General features: G+C 37.2%; 13 protein-coding genes and 2 riboswitches. Of the genes, 6 read left to right on the top strand and 7 right to left on the bottom strand.

All coding sequences use genetic code 11. The features are described from left to right. Positions 1-136 precede the first annotated feature (136 nt). Positions 137-829, bottom strand: a complete 693-nt coding sequence (locus AAAY30_RS05180; protein WP_186935122.1) for a YoaK family protein — start codon at positions 827-829, stop codon at positions 137-139. 226 nt (positions 830-1,055) lie between these two features. Here AAAY30_RS05180 and metE point away from each other — a divergent pair, with 226 nt between their 5' ends. The 5 genes from metE to AAAY30_RS05155 all read left to right on the top strand — a co-directional run bounded on the left by metE (position 1,056) and on the right by AAAY30_RS05155 (position 11,788). Further along, on the top strand, positions 1,056-3,332 hold the full coding sequence (gene metE, locus AAAY30_RS05175) for a 5-methyltetrahydropteroyltriglutamate--homocysteine S-methyltransferase (RefSeq protein WP_499215790.1): 2,277 nt from the start codon (positions 1,056-1,058) through the stop codon (positions 3,330-3,332). A 64-nt stretch (positions 3,333-3,396) separates the two neighbouring features. Continuing rightward, positions 3,397-3,993, top strand: a complete 597-nt coding sequence (gene spoIIR / locus AAAY30_RS05170) for a stage II sporulation protein R (protein ID WP_252559395.1) — start codon at positions 3,397-3,399, stop codon at positions 3,991-3,993. A gap of 76 nt (positions 3,994-4,069) precedes the next feature. Next, the gene (locus AAAY30_RS05165) at positions 4,070-7,402 is read left to right on the top strand and encodes a PD-(D/E)XK nuclease family protein (protein ID WP_499215789.1); all 3,333 of its coding nucleotides are present in this window, start codon (positions 4,070-4,072) and stop codon (positions 7,400-7,402) included. After that, positions 7,402-10,938: a helicase-exonuclease AddAB subunit AddA gene (gene addA, locus AAAY30_RS05160; protein WP_499215788.1), complete on the top strand. Its 3,537-nt coding sequence runs from the start codon at positions 7,402-7,404 to the stop codon at positions 10,936-10,938. Before AAAY30_RS05165 ends, addA begins: the two co-directional genes overlap by 1 nt. Positions 10,939-10,984: 46 nt before the next feature. Then, positions 10,985-11,788, top strand: a complete 804-nt coding sequence (locus AAAY30_RS05155; RefSeq protein ID WP_337781628.1) for an MBL fold metallo-hydrolase — start codon at positions 10,985-10,987, stop codon at positions 11,786-11,788. Positions 11,789-11,951: 163 nt separating this feature from the next. Here the strand turns inward: AAAY30_RS05155 and AAAY30_RS05150 are convergent, their stop codons facing one another. Both AAAY30_RS05150 and AAAY30_RS05145 read right to left on the bottom strand, forming a co-directional pair. Further along, on the bottom strand, positions 11,952-12,524 hold the full coding sequence (locus AAAY30_RS05150; RefSeq protein WP_252559407.1) for a folate family ECF transporter S component: 573 nt from the start codon (positions 12,522-12,524) through the stop codon (positions 11,952-11,954). 87 nt (positions 12,525-12,611) lie between these two features. Then, positions 12,612-12,708: riboswitch (THF riboswitch) on the bottom strand. A gap of 47 nt (positions 12,709-12,755) precedes the next feature. Further along, a complete protein-coding gene (locus AAAY30_RS05145; RefSeq protein ID WP_370740016.1) occupies positions 12,756-13,409 on the bottom strand; it encodes an ECF transporter S component in 654 nt (217 codons plus the stop codon). A 122-nt stretch (positions 13,410-13,531) separates the two neighbouring features. Then, positions 13,532-13,653, bottom strand: a riboswitch (FMN riboswitch). Between the two features lie 159 nt (positions 13,654-13,812). Between AAAY30_RS05145 and AAAY30_RS05140 the strand changes: the two genes are divergently transcribed. Then, entirely contained in the window at positions 13,813-14,190 is a 378-nt protein-coding gene (locus AAAY30_RS05140) for a hypothetical protein (protein ID WP_370740017.1), read from the top strand. A gap of 48 nt (positions 14,191-14,238) precedes the next feature. Here AAAY30_RS05140 and AAAY30_RS05135 read toward each other — a convergent pair whose 3' ends face one another. From AAAY30_RS05135 to AAAY30_RS05120, 4 genes are read right to left on the bottom strand one after another with little or no spacing between them, the layout of a single operon-like run. After that, the gene (locus AAAY30_RS05135) at positions 14,239-14,964 is read right to left on the bottom strand and encodes a DNA alkylation repair protein (RefSeq protein ID WP_329961495.1); all 726 of its coding nucleotides are present in this window, start codon (positions 14,962-14,964) and stop codon (positions 14,239-14,241) included. Next, positions 14,964-16,040, bottom strand: a complete 1,077-nt coding sequence (locus tag AAAY30_RS05130; RefSeq protein ID WP_499215787.1) for a glycosyltransferase family 2 protein — start codon at positions 16,038-16,040, stop codon at positions 14,964-14,966. Before AAAY30_RS05130 ends, AAAY30_RS05135 begins: the two co-directional genes overlap by 1 nt. Before the next feature lie 2 nt (positions 16,041-16,042). Then, complete coding sequence (locus tag AAAY30_RS05125; protein WP_022235065.1) at positions 16,043-16,831, bottom strand: hypothetical protein; 789 nt, start codon at positions 16,829-16,831, stop codon at positions 16,043-16,045. A 49-nt stretch (positions 16,832-16,880) separates the two neighbouring features. After that, a complete protein-coding gene (locus AAAY30_RS05120; RefSeq protein ID WP_302602137.1) occupies positions 16,881-18,257 on the bottom strand; it encodes a Sapep family Mn(2+)-dependent dipeptidase in 1,377 nt (458 codons plus the stop codon). Position 18,258: the final 1 nt, after the last annotated feature.

The following is an 18,258-nucleotide window of genomic DNA, read 5'->3' as shown; positions in this document are numbered from 1 at the left end:
CGATCTACGGCCCGGAAAGATAGGGAGATGCCAACACAGGCGAAACACCTAATCAGGTGTTTTGCACTATATTCCTCCATTAGCTAAACCATAATTTATTAATATTATCCCAACATTTAAAATACAACCCAAAAATCTATTTTAACTTACAAGTCTGTTTATCCTCTTCTTCGGCTTGCAAAAACATAAGAAGAAAACCTGCAAAAAGCAATATGCAGCTGCACCAGATTGTATATTGTTTACAAAATCCGATTATAACATTTTCAATAACCGCTCCGAAAGCAAAGAAGAATATAACTCCGTAGTATATAAGCGATTTTCTAAGACATTCTTTATCTTTATTAAAAATAAAATTAAATAAATTTTGTGTACCTGAACGCAGGTTGCCGATGCACATTGTGGTTGCCGAAGCATTGCCCTTTACTTTTCTGAAACTTTCAACCTGTATACCGCAGGCGAATGAAACAAGCGAGTTCGCAATCATATTGTATTCTTGGGATATAAATCCTACAGAGAATAAAATAATACATTCAAGCAAGACGGTGTATTGTCGCCAATGCAGGATATTGTCAATCGTGCAAAAGCGGTGCACTACCTCCGCAAGAATTATTCCGAACGCAAAGGCAATTACCGGAAAAAGGTACTGCAACATTTTCTCAAAATTTCCTTCCGATAAATTGATTGCAAGCAAAATTATGTTGCCCGTCTGTGCATTTGCAAATACTTCACCGCGAAAAGTGTAAGTATAGGCGTCCATAAATCCGCCCGATACCGCAAGCAATATTGCAAGTCGGCGTGATTCCGAAATCTGTCCTCTTAACTTTTTCATAATCTATTTCTCCTAAAAATTTTTCCAATATGTATTATAGCCTTTTTTGTTAAAAATGCAAGTATATGGATTATAAAACAGAAAATTAAGTTAATCGTATAATTTATAAAAGCAGCGTTAGATATAGTTTAAAACTATATCTAACGCTATTTTTTTAGTATTAACACTTTTTTTACTTTAGCTGTATAATATTTACAGACTTCTTTGAAAGGATTTGTAAATAAATATGAAAACTTCGATAATCGGTTATCCGAGAATAGGTAAACTTCGTGAACTTAAATTTGCGAGTGAAAAATATTTTAGAAATGAAATTGCACAGTCAGAGCTTTTCGATACAGCAAAAAAGTTAAGAACAGAAAACCTTACAGAACAAAAGAACAGCGGGCTTGATTTTATTCCCTCAAACGATTTTTCTTTTTATGACGGAATGCTCGACACGGCTTTTCTTTTGAATGTTGTTCCCGACAGATACAAAAACCTCGGTTTATCTCCACTTGACGAATATTTTGCGGCTGCAAGAGGTTATCAGGGAGAAAAGGGAGATGTTAAAGCTCTTGCAATGAAGAAATGGTTTAATACAAACTATCATTATATGGTACCTGAAATTGACGATAATACGGTTTTGAAATTATCCGATAACAAACCTTTTGAACTTTTTACCGAGGCATTGGATAACGGAGTAAAAACCACTCCTGTAATAATCGGTCCGTATACTTTCCTTGAGCTTGCAAGATATATCGGCACAAAGACCAAAGAAAACTTTTTCGGCAACATTACAGACGCATATATTCAGATTATCGGTAAGTTTGTAACTCTCGGCGCAGAATGGCTGCAGCTTGACGAACCTTGTCTTGTAAAAGATATGAGCAGAGAGAACATAGAGTTCTTTAATTCATTGTACACCAAGATTCTTGAGAATAAAAACGGTCTTAAAATCCGCTTGCAAACTTATTTTGGCGATGTAAGAGATTGCTACAAAGAAATATGCGCTCTTGATTTTGACGGAATAGGTCTTGATTTTATTGAGGGTAAAAAAACACACGAACTTATTGAGAAAAACGGTTTTCTGTGTGACAAAGTGCTATTTGCAGGCGTGGTAAACGGTAAAAACATTTGGAGAAATAACTATGAAAAGACAGTGGAGTTATTAAAGAATTTACAGAATAAATCAATTAATACTGTAATCAATACTTCGTGTTCGTTACTTCATATTCCGTATACCCTTAAAAATGAAGTTAAGCTTTCGGATACATATAAAAAACATTTTTCATATGCAAGCGAAAAGCTGGTTGAATTAAATGAAATCAAAAAAATTATCGAAACCGAGGATTATTGCAATTTACCTGAATATACAGCAAACATCAAATTGTTTTCTGAAGAAAGAAGCGGCTGCAATACAAATGTAAAAGAAAAGGTAAACGCTTTATCGGAAAAAGATTTTACAAGATTGCCTGTATTTACGGAGCGTGAAAAAATACAGAAAGAAGAGTTTAAATTACCGCTTTTACCTACAACAACCATAGGTTCTTTCCCGCAGACTTCCGATGTTCGTCAGACAAGAGCGTCATACAAAAAAGCAAATATTTCCGAAACCGATTATGAAAAGTTTATGAAGTCAAAAATTGCGGAGTGTATTGAGCTTCAGGAAAACATTGGTCTTGATGTACTTGTTCACGGTGAATTTGAAAGAAATGATATGGTAGAGTATTTCGGTGAATGCCTTGACGGATATATCTTTACCGAGAAAGCCTGGGTACAGTCATACGGTACAAGATGTGTTAAACCTCCTATTGTATGGGGTGATATTTCAAGAGCAAAACCAATGACTGTTAAATGGTCAACTTATGCTCAAAGTCTTACAGAAAAGCCTGTTAAGGGTATGCTTACAGGCCCTGTTACAATATTAAACTGGTCTTTCCCGAGAGAGGATATTTCTTTAAAAGAAAGTGCATACCAGATAGCTCTTGCAATTCGTGAGGAAGTTTTGGATCTTGAGGCAAGCGGAATTAAGATTATTCAGATTGACGAAGCTGCTTTAAGAGAAAAATTACCGTTGCGTAAATGCGATTGGAACAAGGAATATCTTGACTGGGCTATAAAAGCATTCCGTCTTGTACACAGCGGCGTAAAATCTGAAACTCAAATTCATACTCATATGTGTTACAGCGAATTTGCCGATATTATTGAGAATATTGACAATATGGATGCCGATGTTATTACTTTCGAGGCAAGCCGTTCTGACCTTACACTTCTTGATGTACTCAAAGCAAAGAAATTCCGTACAGAGGTTGGCCCGGGTGTATATGACATACATTCGCCGAGAATCCCTACAGTTGAGGAGATTAAATCGGCGATAAATAAAATGCTTTCCAAGGTGTCTTATAATAAATTGTGGATTAACCCCGATTGCGGTTTAAAAACAAGAGGTAATGAAGAAACTGTACAAAGTCTGAAAAATCTTGTAAAAGCAACAAAAGAAATCAGGGAAGAAAATAATTTATAATTCAGATGAATATTTTAAAAGTAACCTGTCCATACTCCTTAAAAAGAGAGGGCAGGTTATTTTTATGAAATTACTTATAAAATCACTTTGTATTGCATTTGTACTTACCGTCATTTACTCTGTAATACCGTTTCAGGCAGAGTGCGAACAGATTTCCGAAGAAGTGTTCAGACTGCATATTCTTGCAAATTCCGACAGTGCGGAGGATCAGGCATTAAAGCTGAAAGTGCGTGACGCTTTGCTTGAATATACCGATATGCTTTTTGATAAAGCCGCAGACAGTGATGAGGCAGAGAACATTGCAAGGGAAAATTTAAAAACTTTGCAAACCGTTGCACAAAATGTTGTTTATGAAAACGGATATGATTATAAGGTAAACGCTCAAGTTGTAAAAATGTATTTTAATACAAGATATTATGATAATTATACAATGCCTGCGGGTATATATGATGCATTGAGAATTACTGTGGGTGACGGTAAAGGGCATAATTGGTGGTGTGTAATGTATCCGTCAATTTGTATATCATCTGCGGTCGATACGGATGAAAAGGTGGAAAAAACTTTTTCTGAAAATCAGCAGGAAATCGTTAAAGGAAATGATTATCAATATAAGTTTAAGGTTGTGGAGATATTTGAAAAAATAGTTTCTTTTTTTGAGTAATGTTCTTTAAATGACACACCTGTTATGGTATCATAGTAGTATAATTTATTTACTACACTTGAAACGGGGGATAGATTTGCTTAGATTTGTACTCGGAAAAAGCGGTACAGGCAAAACGGAATACCTGTATAATACGCTTACAAAACTTGCGGAATCGGGAGAAAATCGCATAATTATGCTTATTCCCGATCAGAGTTCTTTTGAAACAGAAAAAGTGTTTCTCGACAGGCTCGGCGCAAAAAAGTGCCAGAATGTAAAAGTATTTGGTTTTTCACGCTTTTGCAGATATGTTTTTGATACGATTAATTTTGAACAGAAAAATGTTATAGATGACAGCACAAGAGCAGTAATTATGAGCCTTGCACTCGAACAGCTTGACACAAGCCTTGAAATGTTTGCAAACAGCAGCGGTAAAAAGAGTGTGATTGAGGCAATGCTTTCTGCGCTTAAGGAATGTAAAAAGGCGAAGATTTCTACCGAGATGTTAAGAAATGTATCGGCTTTGATTGATGATAAAACATTGAAAACCAAACTAAGGGAAACTGCGTTAATAATAGACACTTTTGACGCTATTGTTGAACAAAGTTATATAGACCCACTTGATAATCTTACAAGAGCAGCGGAAATTTTAAAAGAGAAAAATATTTTTGACGGTTTTACGCTTGCTGTAGATTCTTTCAGCGGATTTTCAAAACAACAGCTTGAGGTGTTAAGACTGTTATTTATGCAGTGTGAAAGCGTTTTTGTCGCACTTACATTAAATCCTTTTGAAGATGAACAACAAAGCCTTTTCAGCACCACAAATGATACATATAAAAGTCTGAAAGCTATTGCAAAGGCAGAAAATATTGATATAAAATCGCCGATAAAACTTGAAGAAAATTTCAGAAATGAGAGTGAAGAACTAAAAATTCTTGAAAAGAATTTTTATCAAAACAAAAATAAAAAATATGAGTTAAAAACAAATGCAATAACTGCTTTTTCTGCCGATACCGTGTACGGAGAATGTGAGTTTGTTGCAAAACAGATTAAAAAACTCATTATCGAGCAAGGGTATCTGTATTCTGACATTGCCGTAATTTGCAGAGATATTGCACCGTATGCGGGTGTTTTGAATACTGTGTTTGACAAATATGAAATTCCGTATTTTATGGATATGAGCTACGATATTTATATTAAGCCCGTTATTCGATATGTATGCTCGATTTTCAATGCTGTTTTGAACGGTTGGCAAAAAGATGATTTACTTGCAATTTTAAAAACAGGACTCAGCAATAATTCCGACGAAGAAATATCAGCCTTTGAAAACTATGTTTATGTGTGGAATATTAACGGAGCGGCTTTTAAAAAGCCGTTTGAAAATAATCCCGACGGTTTTTCTGAAAAAATGAGAAAAACTCAAACAGAACAGCTTGAAATGGCTGAAAAAGTAAGAAAAAATCTTGTTGAACCGCTTGTAAAATTCAGAGAGGACATCAAGGATAAAACAGGTAGAGAAATTACCGAAAAGTTATATAATTTGCTTGAACAACTTGAGGTGACAAACGCTGTTTCTCAAATGTTTGACAAGCTGAAAGCCGACGGTGAAATTGCACAGGCAAAAGAGCAAATCAGACTGTGGAATTTGCTTATTGGCACTCTTGACCAAACCGTTGCGGTTGCAGGTGATTTAAAAATATCTTTGAAAAGGTATTTTGAGTTGTTGTCGCTAAGATTGTCGGCACTGCAAATTGCAGATATTCCCCGTACGGTTGACAGTGTATCGGTGGGTACGGCAACCCGTGTAAGACTTAATAATGAAAAAGCCGTTTTCCTTATAGGTTGTATTGACGGAGTATTTCCGGCAGTACCTTCCGCATCGGGGCTTTTTTCTGCATACGAATTAAAAACGCTTATTGCCAATAATCTTCCTTTCGGAGATGAACCTGCCGAGCTTGCGGATTTTGAAAATTATATGGCTTACAAATCCGCAACAGCGCCGTCGCAAAAACTTTTTGTTTCATTCTATAAAACCGACCTTACGGGCGGCACATATATGCAATCTTCAATTATAAATGAAATAATCGCTGTTTTTCCGAATATTTTATTGCACAGAGAAGAAGAGTATTGCTCGGTTGCGGACAGCACATGGGCTATATTGCCTGCGTTTGAGGAGTGTGCAAGAAATTTTAACAGTGACAGCAATGAAGAAAGAGCGTTAAAAAAATATTTTTCCGAAAACGAAATATTTAAAGATAAGTACAGTGCCGTTGCAAACGCAAGCAAAGCAAAGCCTTTTGTGTTTGACGATAAAAGCAATGTAGGTCTTTTGTTTGGCAATGATTTAAACATATCCGCCTCGCAGGTTGAAAAATTCAGTTTATGCAGATTTTCATATTTTTGCAATTACGGTCTGAATGTTCGTGAACGCAGAAAAGCGGAGATAAATCCCCTTGAATACGGTACTTTTATTCATTATATTATGGAAGTATTTTTCAGCAAATACTCTAAAAACGAATTCTCAAATATGAGTGAAGATGAGATAAACAAGGAATGTGACAGTATTCTTGATGATTATGTCAATAAACATTTCGGAGGTTCAAAAAAAAATACTCCCCGCTTTATGTACAGGTTCAATAAGATAAGAGAAAATGTACATTTTCTTGTTTTGCATATCATAGAAGAACTTAAGAACAGCGGTTTTGAACCCGTGGATTGTGAACTTAAAATAGACGGAGATATTCCGGGGTACGAAGTCGTTTTGCCTACGGGGCAGAAAATATTGTTGAGAGGCAGTGTTGACAGGGTAGATATTCTGAAAAAAGGCGAGGAAAATTATATCAGAATTATTGACTATAAAACAGGTTCAAAGGAATTTAAACTGTCTGATATTTTGTACGGACTTAATTTGCAAATGCTTATCTATCTTTACGCCATTACGCTTGGCGGTGAAGAGCGTTACGGTAAGGTTACTCCTGCAGGAATACTCTATATGCCTGCCACCGTAAAGCCGATTTCTGCCGATAATACCATAAGTGACGAGCAGATAAACGAGCAGGTTTCCAAGGGACTTAAAATGAACGGTATGCTGTTAAATTCTCTTGATGTTATTGATAATTCGGATGCCGCTTATATTTCATTCAATACCAAAAATGGAACGCTTACAGCGGGCGGAAGTCTTGCGAGCCTTGAAGAATTGGGTATGATTTTCAAAAAACTTGATATGACGGTTGCCAAAATGGGTACAACGCTTTATTCGGGCAATGTAGAGGCTTCTCCGCTTAAAGGCGGTAAAGATTCCTGCGAATATTGTCCGTATGACAGTATTTGTGCATATCATATGAGTGACTGCAGAAACAGTTTTTCACTTAAAAACGACGAGGTATGCAGAATACTTGAAGAAGAACAGGAAAACGGGGGTGAGGAGTAATGGCTGCTTTTACTGATGCGCAGACCGATGCGATAAATGCTCAAGGCGGCAGTGTGCTTGTATCTGCGGCTGCGGGTTCGGGCAAAACTACCGTACTTATCGAAAGAATTATAAGAATGATAACACGCAGAGAAAATCCCATAGATGTTGACCGATTGCTTATTGTAACTTTTACGAGAGCAGCGGCAAGCGAGATGAAAGAAAGACTTGCCAAAGCCATTAATTCGCTCCTTGAAAATGACCCGTACAATTCTCTGCTTTTGCGCCAGCGACAGCTTATGTACAATACAAGCATATGTACAATAGACAGCTTTTGCGGTTCTGTGGTAAGAGAGTATTTTCATATTCTCGGCGTGCAAAAGGATTTTCGCCTTGCCGATGAAAACGAAATAAAAGTAATCGGCAGTGAGGCGCTTGAAAGTGTACTTGAAGATTTTTACAGAGAAAATACCCCCGATTTTACGGCGCTTGTTGATGCTTTTGCGAATAAAAACGGTGACGATAATTTAAGAGCGGCGGTGCTGAAAATTTCTGATTTTCTTGCAACCCAACCGTTCGGCGAAAAGTGGCTTGACGATATGTTGTTAAAGTACAGTCCCGAAATTCCCGTTGAACAATCGCTTTTTGGCAAAATATTAATTAAATATGCAAGGTCTATGGTTGACCACTCGCTTTTGATTACGATTAATTCAATTAAATTGCTTGATGGGGACGAAAAACTCCGAGATGCAAATTTGCCGCTGCTGCTTGACGATAAAGCATATTTTGAAAAATTGTCGGAGCGTTTTGAGGACGGTTCGTGGGATGAAATAAAAAGATTTGCCGAAACTTTTGTGAAAGGCAGACTTAAAACTCCTAAAGGATATAAGGATGACCCGATAAAAATTTCGATAGCAAATTCCCGTGATGATGTCAAGAAATCGGTTGAAAGTATTTGCAATATCTTTATGTGGAGCAGTGAAGAAATAAAAAACGAGATTGGTTATTTAAGCAAAACAGTTGCCGAGCTTTTTGAGGTAGTGAAAGCGTATTTAAGCAAATTTTCTGAAATGAAGTATGCAAAGAATATTCTTTCCTTTTCGGATGTAGAGCTTTTGACCGTAAAATTACTTGCCGAGCCTTGCGGTGACGGATATACAAAAACCGAGCAGGCAAAGGAAATTTCAAAGCGTTTTGACCAGATTATGGTCGATGAATTTCAGGATGTAAACGATGTTCAGGACCTTATCTTTAAATGCGTAAGTACGGACGAAAACAATATGTTTGTTGTCGGCGATGTAAAACAGAGCATTTACGGATTCAGACAGGCAAAGCCCGAAATTTTTATTGACCGCAAGGATAAATACAATAAATATGACCGAGAAAAAGAGATTTTCCCTGCGGCTATAATTCTTGATATGAATTTCAGAAGCCGCAAAGAGGTTTGTTCGGCAGTCAATTTTATCTTTAAAAATCTTATGACGAAAACTTCGGCAAAAATGGATTACGGTACTGACGAATATCTGAATGTCGGTGCGGCATATCCTACGAGTGACGGCTGTAATTTTGAAGTTGACTATATTCAATATGAAAGTTCGGACGAAAGCGTAGAGAACGAGGCTGTATTTATAGCAAACAAAATTCTTAAAATGAGGGCAGAGGGATTTACCGTAGGCAAAGATAAAAAGCCTCTTGAATACGGTGATTGTGCAATTCTTTTGAGAAGTACAAAGAATACGGCGACTGCCTTTGTAAATATTTTAAACAGCTTTGGTGTGCCTGCAAGTTCAGAGATAAAAGAGAGCTTTTTTGATGCGAACGAAATAAAGGTTATGCTTAACTTTTTGCGCTGCATAGACAATCCGTCGCTTGATATTCCTTTGCTTTCTGTAATGTGCAGTCCTGTTTACAGCTTTACCGTTGACGAACTCGCAAAAATCAAAGGCAACAACAGGCATACTAATTTGTATTCGGCAGTTGCCGCTTACGCTAAAAATGACAGTCGCACAGCCGAGTTTTTCAGGGAACTTAATTTGCTCAAAACATATTCCTGCACCTGTTCCGTTGATGAACTGTTGGGCAGAATTTATGAGCTTACTTCTTTTTCTGCAGTCATTTCCGCAATTGACGGTTCAAAAGGCATAAAAAATCTTAATCTTTTAAGAGAATATGCCCGTGGCTTTGAGTCGGGCGGTTACAGGGGATTGTCGGCATTTATAACATATATGGATAAGCTGATTGAAAACGGTGCCGACCTTGAATCGTCATCGGGTGCAAACGGTGAAACCGAAAACACAGTAAAAGTAATCAGTATTCATAAATCCAAAGGTCTTGAGTATCCTGTCTGCTTTATTGCCTGTTCATCAAAAAAGTTTAATAAAACCGATTTGAGCGCAGATGTGCTTATTGACAGTAAGGCAGGTCTTGGCATAAGGAGAGTTGACGGATTTTGCAGATACAATACATTGCCGAGAATGGCGGTGGGAGTGGAAATATCGGAAAACGAAATTGCCGAGGAGATGCGTGTTCTTTATGTTGCGCTAACCCGTGCAAAAGAAAAGCTGATTGTAATATCATCGCAAAAAGACCCAAAAGATTATCTTGTGAAATTAAATTCAAAACTTGCAGGCGGTGTAATTGACCCGTATGCGGTTATGAAAGCAAGGTCAATAAGCGACTGGGTGAGTATGTGTGCGCTTGTTCATCCGCTGCATAACGAATTGAGAATGAAATTGCAAATAGGTGAATCGGATTTAATGGGCACGGCATCGGAAGAATTGCCGTGGCAGATTAATTTTATAAGTCCGTATGATTTTGTAAGTGAAACAGATGAACGAAGTAATGATGTAAAAAATAATTCCGATAACGAAACATACGATAATTCCGTAATAGATTTATTAAAAGAGAGAACAGGTTTTGTATATAGAAATCAAGCTGTTCTAAAAATTCCTCAAAAAGTCAGTGCCTCTGAGCTTGCCCATAATGAGGGCGACAGCTTTGATAAAATTTTCCTTAAACCTGCATTTATGTCTAAGGGGAATACATCGGCTGTTGAAAAAGGTACGGCTCATCATAAATTTTTGCAGTTTTGCAATTTTAAAGATGCTAAAAATAATTTGCAGGCAGAACTTGACCGACTTTTATCAGAAAATATTTTGACGCAAGAGCAGTTTGACGCCATTAATAAAGATGAAATTCAAAAATTCCTTGACGGCAGTCTTGCAAAGCGAATTACAGCTTCGCCGTTAATTATGCGCGAAGAACGCTTTACCGTAAATATCAAAGCAGGTATGCTCGACAGCACGCTTGAGGGCAATTCTGCCGACACAAGAGTGGTAATGCAGGGAGCTGTTGACCTTATTTTTAAAGAGGATAACGAACTTGTTGTGGTTGATTATAAAACTGACCGTGTTCGTGATATAAGCAGATTGAAAGAGCTTTATGCTAAGCAGTTAAATCTTTACAAACTTGCGGTAGAGGAGTTTACCGACTATAAGGTAAAAGAATGTATAATTTATTCAATTCACCTTAACGATTATATTTCGGTCGACTGCTAAATAGACAATTAACGGGAAATATGGTATTATTTTACAGGGTGATATTTTGAAACTGACAATACTCGGCACAGGGTGTGCAAGCGTAACCGACTGTTACAATACTTGCTTTGTGCTTTCGGATAACGGGCAGAATTTTATGGTTGACGGCGGTGGCGGAAATACGATTTTTAAACAGCTAAAGTCAGCGGGAATCAACTGGAAAAGCATAAGACATATTTTTATTACACACAAGCATATGGACCATTTATTTGGTATAATGTGGTTTGTACGAATGATTTGCCAACATATAAACCGCAATACATATGAGGGAGAGGCGTATATTTACGGTCATGACGAAGTAATAAAAATCATCGGAGAAATTGCAAATCTGCTTTTACTTAAGCGTGAGCTTGATTTAATAGGAGATAAACTTCATCTTGTAACCGTTGAGGACGGAGAAGAGCTTGAAATAATATGGCATAGGGTGCAGTTCTTTGATGTTGAGTCGGTAAAGACAAAGCAGTTTGGTTTTACCATGCAGTATGGCAATGGCAAAAAACTCACCTGCTGTGGTGACGAGCCGTTTCACGACTGCGAAAAAGAATATGTCTATGGCAGTGAATGGCTTTTGCACGAGGCTTTTTGCCTGTATTCGCAGGCGGATATTTTTCAGCCGTATGAGAAAAATCATTCTACAGTCGCAGACGCCTGTAAACTCGCAGCAGAGTTAAAAATAAAAAATCTTATTTTATATCATACGGAGGATAAGAATTTGCAAAACAGAAAAACTCTGTACTATAACGAGGGCAGAGAGTATTTCAGCGGAAATCTGTATATTCCGAATGACCTTGAAGTGTTTGATATTTTGTAAAGTGTTGGTTTGGAATGAATTTTGAAAAACAGTAAACTTTTATAGTTGCTTTGCAAAGTATTCTGCTAAACAATAATTTCAAAAAACTTTTAACTAAAAAGACATTTAAAATCAAAGCAAAAATAAAGGCTGTTGCAAATTACTGCAACAGCCGATTTTGTTATCAGTTAGCTTTTTGTGGGAGTTTTACTCGTGACATTATCTTACCGCAGGCAAGAATAAGTAAAATTTCAGGAATACATTTAACAGCCTGACTGATAAGTCTTGCTGAAAGGTAAATGAAATATGACTTGCCCGAAGAAGTGCCATACAAGAAGAAGAGCCAATATGCGGAAAGGAAGATTTCAACAGCAATGCAGTTGATAACCCAAGCAATGACTACCTTTGGAACAGTTACTTCGTTCTTATAGAGAAATAAACCGTAAATAAGGCCTGTAAGAATACCGTTGATTGTAAAACCGGGGAAGTAAGCACCGCCTGTCGGATTCATAATGAATGAAAGAACATCACCAAGCATACCGACAATCATAGCAGGTACAGGGCCAAACATCGAGCCTGTAATTGCTATCGGCAAAAATGCACCGCTTAATTTTACATTGTTGCCAAAGAAAGGCAAGGTGCTGTTGCCGATGAATCCGAGGATGATTCTAAGAGCAAGCAACATTGCAATCATGGCAAGTGACTTAACTGACTTTAGTTCTGTAAAAGAATTATAGAACTTTTTAGAAATTGACATATATTTTCCTCCTAAAGATTTTTTCGGTGTTGCTTTAGGAGAAAAATAAAAGCGGACAGAAATTCTGCCCGCTATCAGTCCCAAAGTAACAGCGGGATGCGAAACTTGTACCGCAGGATACCCTTTCGTTTTTGTGGCAACTCCCCGTCCACAAAACACTTTACGCACAAATTTCTACTCTGTTAAGCAAAAATGCTTACGAAGTACATTATATCACTATGTCGAAAAAAGTCAAGCCTTTTCAGCTTTTGAATTACGCTTTTTTGTAAAAGCCGTATTCATACGAACAATCATATTTGAAAGCGGCTTGTAAATAATCATAGCTATAACTGCATCAACTATACCTTTAAATAAGGTAAAAGGCACATTAAAGATGATTAAAGATTTGAGCAATGTGTCTGAAGACGGAAGAAGTAATTTGTACATATTTACAATTACATTCATATCACCGCCTGCCCATAACTCGGCATAAACAGGATAAACTATAAAGTAGTTTGTAACTACGCTTAATACAGCCATTGCAAATGCACCTGCTGCGCAACCGATTAAAGCGCCTTTTTTAGTTTTGTTATACTGATAAATAATGCCTGCAACAAATACAAAAATAGCACCGAGTATAAAGTTTGAAAATTCACCGACAAACATTGAACTTGATACAGGTAAATGAATAAGATTTTTAAGCAGGCAAATAATTATGCCGTACTGCGGGCCCAACACAAATGCGCCGATGAGTTCGGGCAGATCCGAAAAATCAAGTTTTAAGAATGACGGTACAAGCGGAATAGGAACTTCAATGTACTGAAGTGCAATGGCAACGGCAGTTAAAAGTGCCGTTACGGTGATTTTGGTTGTCATAATTTTTTGACTGTTTTGTGCTGTTCTCATAGAACACACTCCTTAGAAATAAATTCAGATGTCCCGAGAAAATAAAAATCCCCGCTACTGCCGTAACGGGGAAATTTTCTGCACAAAAGGTTCAACAAAGCCAAAGGCAATGTTGATTGTTTGCGTTTCTTCTTTCATCCGGACTATACCGTCGGTGTCTGAATTTCACAGACTCGGCAAGCAAATTGCTTGTTCGTGGACTTTTACCACCGGTGGAGAATTTCACTCCGCCCCGAAGACAACTGTTAATTATATTATAATCCTTATGTTTGATTTGTCAATATGAAATAAGATTTGTTTATGTAATGCACAATTTTTGAAACAAACATTTATTATATTAATTTATATTGACAACGAATTATTTATACCTTAAAATAAAATTAACATATTGTGAGGTGAGTGTATGAAAAAATTTCTGATTTTTTTAATTTCAACTCTTATTTTACTTGTCGGCTGTCAGAGTAACAAGGTCAATAATGATGTATATTTTGATAAAATTACCAGTATTTCTTGGCTAAAACCTGATGAAAATGAAGTCAATTTTAATAAAGAAGATTCAGAGAAAATACTTGATATTCTTTCTAAAGCCGAGTTGTCATCGGATAACGAAGAAAGGGACGGCGGGTTATGGCTTAAGGCATATACTGATGATAACGAAAAATACAGTATTACGATATGCGGTTATAAAAATATCAGTTTTAGTTTTGATTCGGAGCACAAGTACAAAATATCCGAAAGCGATTACGATACTATAAACAATTTAATAGATTTATACAGGTAATATTAAAGCCAATTAATCAATATGCGATTAATTGGCTTTTGTTATTAATTATTTATGCCTTTTAAGAGTTCTTAAAAACTTTTTATCATCATCTGTAACCCGTCTGCTTTCAATGCACTTTTGAATAGCTTTATTAAAAGTAGCGTCATTAAGGTTATTGTTCAGAAAATATTTATGAGTTTTTTCTTTTTGCTTTGCATATGCTGTTGCAAGCATCCATGCTTGCGCCATTAAAATATAATATTTATCACTGTTTACGCTGTCACAACGAGCAAGCACATCGTCTATAAATTCACTCTCAAGGTAATAATTAAGCATAATTACAAATGCAAAGCGAATGTACCACTCATTTTTGCTTTCTAAGTAATTTGCAAGGAAGTCAAAAAATTCCTTTTTATATTTATTGACTTCCTTAAGTCCCGCACAAAAGCCGTCACAAACTGCCCAATTATTTATTTTGGGGACAAAAGCATTTACAAGAGAAACAAAATCGTCAAAACTTTCGGTTTTTATCAGTCCCATAACAAGGGCGGAGATAATACGCTGCTCATAATATTCTGTTTGAGAAATATCAAGAAATTCCCGTGCATTGCCTTTTGAAATTTCTTTTGCAATTTTGCGCATTATCGGCATACGAATTCCAATAATGCTGTTGCTTTCGGTATCGGGAACAAGCGAAGAATGAAAATCTCTGTATTTTAAATCTGCATTGCTTTTAAGGTACTCGGTAAGATTATCGTAGTCATCCGCTGACCAACTGTCAAGTGTAAACATCAGCGTTCCTCCGGTTTCAGGGTATTCTGAATTACCTTGCGTCTTACCTTTTCAATCTTTTCTTTTGCATTACTGTTTTTTATGCTTTTCTGCCATGACGGAATCTGAATTAAGCCGACTATTGTGCCTATTCCGTATGCAATATGGAGCATAGGGAAGATGAACGGCAAAAGTACAAACTGCGGCTGAACATTTTTCATTGTACAGCAACCGACTGTATTTACAATGTCAAACATTCCGTAAACTGCAAGCAAAACATATAAAAACAGCGGAAGTCCGAGAAATGCGAGGATAGAACAGAACAGCAATGCCATTACGAAAAGAAACGGAGCAAAATGAAAATAGGAAAGACAACCCGGACATTCCGATAGGGTAAGTCCTATCCACCTGCCGTTTGAATATTTTTGATGAACCATATATTTAAGGTTGTTTCTTGCGTGCTGATATGACACAATGTCAGGGCAACAGCACATCTTATAGCCTGCTTTTCTTATGCGGTAGTGAAACTCATTATCCTCTGTTCTTCCGAGATTTTCGTTAAAACCGCCGACTTTTGCGATTACTTCTCGTCTGTAAGCAGCGTGAAAAAGGCTGTCGAGGTATTCTTTTTGTGCAGACGGTCTGCGATATGAGGCTACCGAACTGCCGAAAAGCGAGTCTTCGGCAGCAAGTAAAGTGAGTTTCCATGAAGAGATGTCGGATGTAATGTTTGGTCTGCCGCCGCCGACTACATTCTCACCGTCTTCAAGATTCATAATATTTCGTGATACAAAATCTTTTGGAATACGGGCATGGGCGTCAACTCTTATTATTACATCGCCACGGGCAGTCATCAAAGCGGCATTCCATGAACTCGCCTGATTTTTTTTCATACACTGTACAATGGAAATATTGCGGAATCCGTAACCGGTTTCTTTGAATTTTTCCATCATTTCATAGGTTTTGTCGGTGGACATACTGTCAACAAATACAACCTCTATTTTGCTGTGAGGATAGTCCTGTAAAGAAATATCCTTAAAAAGTCCGCTAAGAGCGTCCGCCTCGTTGTAGGCTATCATACACAGAGAAACTATCATAGTTAATTCCTGCCTTTTTCAATTGATATAAGCCACTTTGCAGAGGTAGCAAAGGAAGTTGAAATATAAGGTAATACATAAAATGCCGGAACAACAAAAAAGCAAAGTGCAATCCAACCGGCAAAACCGAAATACAATTTCATTGTGTTGCCAAAGTTTTTAACAAACATTTTTACGCCTTTGCCAAAGCAACAAAATACATTTGAATTTGAATCGTCAATAAATAAAAACATAGCATAATTTACGAAGAACAAATAAACAAATGAAATCAAAAGTACCGATACAGCGCCGAATACAATATTTAATACGGCAGTTATAAGCGTAGTAAGAGCGGTATTGCTTGTTTTAAGCGAATCTGTAATCATAGTTACAAGGTAACCGAAGTCAAATGCGAAAAACGCCAAAGACAGAATTACAACAAAAATAAGATTAAGCAAGATAGTCTTAAAATACAATTTAGGTGATTTAAAAAAGCTGAATATTTCCCAAAAGCTCGGTATTTCATTGTGAGCAACAGTATAAACAGATTTAAAAAATCCGTTTATAAGAGGTGTTAAAAAGAACATTACAACCAAATCTATTATGCTTATAAGAGTAAAAGTAAATTCTTTTCCCGATTTTGCCATACCTGTGGCAGTATCAAGTGACTTTGTAATTAACTGAACTATACTTCCCATACTATATATTGCAATCATTACGGCAGATATTGTAAGAACCATTGCAATCAGAATTATCCATGAGCCTTTTAAGGAGGTCAGCGCCTGATTTTTTATAAGTTTTTCTTTATTCATAAAAAAATCCTTTGTTAATTAAAGTGTGTCTATACAACAATATAATTTATTAATTTTCGTTGTCAGAAATACCGCAGTACATTCTGTACATTGCCTCAAGGCAGATTTGTGCGTGGGTAAAGAATTTTTCTTTATCAATGCTTTCGTCTGCATTGTGCATATTAACCTCATCATCTTTAAAAGCAGGGCCAAATGCAAGACCTTTACCGCCGAGTTTTCTTGCGTAAGTTCCGCCGCCTGTGGTGTAAAGTTCGGGTTCTTCGCCTGTTACTGCTTTATATGCGCCCGAAAGGAGCTTAACAAGCTCACTGTCCTTTTCAATGTAAAGAGGTTTTTCGTGGTTAAGTACCTTAACATCTAATTTATTATGTTTAGCTGCATATCTGAACTGTCTGTAAACACTGCCGCCTGTAATTGAAACAGGATAGCGAATGTCGAATGCGGCTCTTGCCTCATTACCCTCAATATGAATATAACCGAGGTTTACGGTAAGGTCACCGGAAATACTGCAATGAGTTTTAAGTCCGAGGGAACAACCGTCGGTTTCGTTTCCGAGGGCAATATCAATAAAGTCACAAATTGCACCGATTTCGGTTGATGTATATGCCTTTGCAAGAAGTTCAACAAGCGCTGCTGCGGCATTAAATCCTTTATGCGGTTCGCAGGCATGAGCGGCTTTACCGCGGCTGATTACCATAAGACCGTCAATTGTTGAGTTGAATTCAAAATTACCCTCTGTCTTTTTTGAAAGCTCAAGAAGATTTTGCTCATCATAGTTTGAAGAATCAAGCAATGCATAGGCAATATCGGGTACGGCGTTTATTGCTTTTCCCGAATGTAGCTGTGAAAGTACGGTTGCGAGGTTTCCTTTTGTGCTTACTTCAATCTGTAAAATACCTTTTTCGGCATAGCAAATACCGTAATCACTGTCGGGAGTGAAAGAAAGGTCGGGAACAGGCATTTTTTCAAAATAGCCGTCAATATCTTCCATACCGCATTCTTCGCTTGTACCGTAAATGGCACGGAGAGTATTTACACCGTCAATACCCTCTTCTTTTAAAGCTCTAAGACAGTACAATGTAACGAGTGCGGCACCTTTGTCATCGGCTATTCCTCTGCCGTAAAGTCTGCCGTCCTTTTCTGTCAGAGAATAGGGGAGTACGCTCCAATTATTGCCTGCGGGTACAACATCAAGATGGCTTAAAACACCGCAAAGTTTACCCTTGCTGCCAAGCTGAATGTGCATACTTTCGTCGGTAACCTGTTCGCCTGTAAGACCAAAGTCATTTGCTCTCTTGAGCATAAAATTTATTGCATTCTGACATTCTTCGGGCTTTTCGTTTGCAACCGATTCAAAGCCTATGAGCGTGTTGAGATCTGCAAGAAGTTCGTCTTTATATTTTAATATTTTGTCACCAAACATCATT

Source organism: Ruminococcoides bili, assembly GCF_040093295.1.
GTDB lineage: Bacteria > Bacillota > Clostridia > Oscillospirales > Acutalibacteraceae > Ruminococcoides > Ruminococcoides intestinale_A.
The sequence above is the reverse complement of the archived record's forward strand: the minus strand, read 5'-3'. Positions and strand labels throughout refer to the sequence as shown.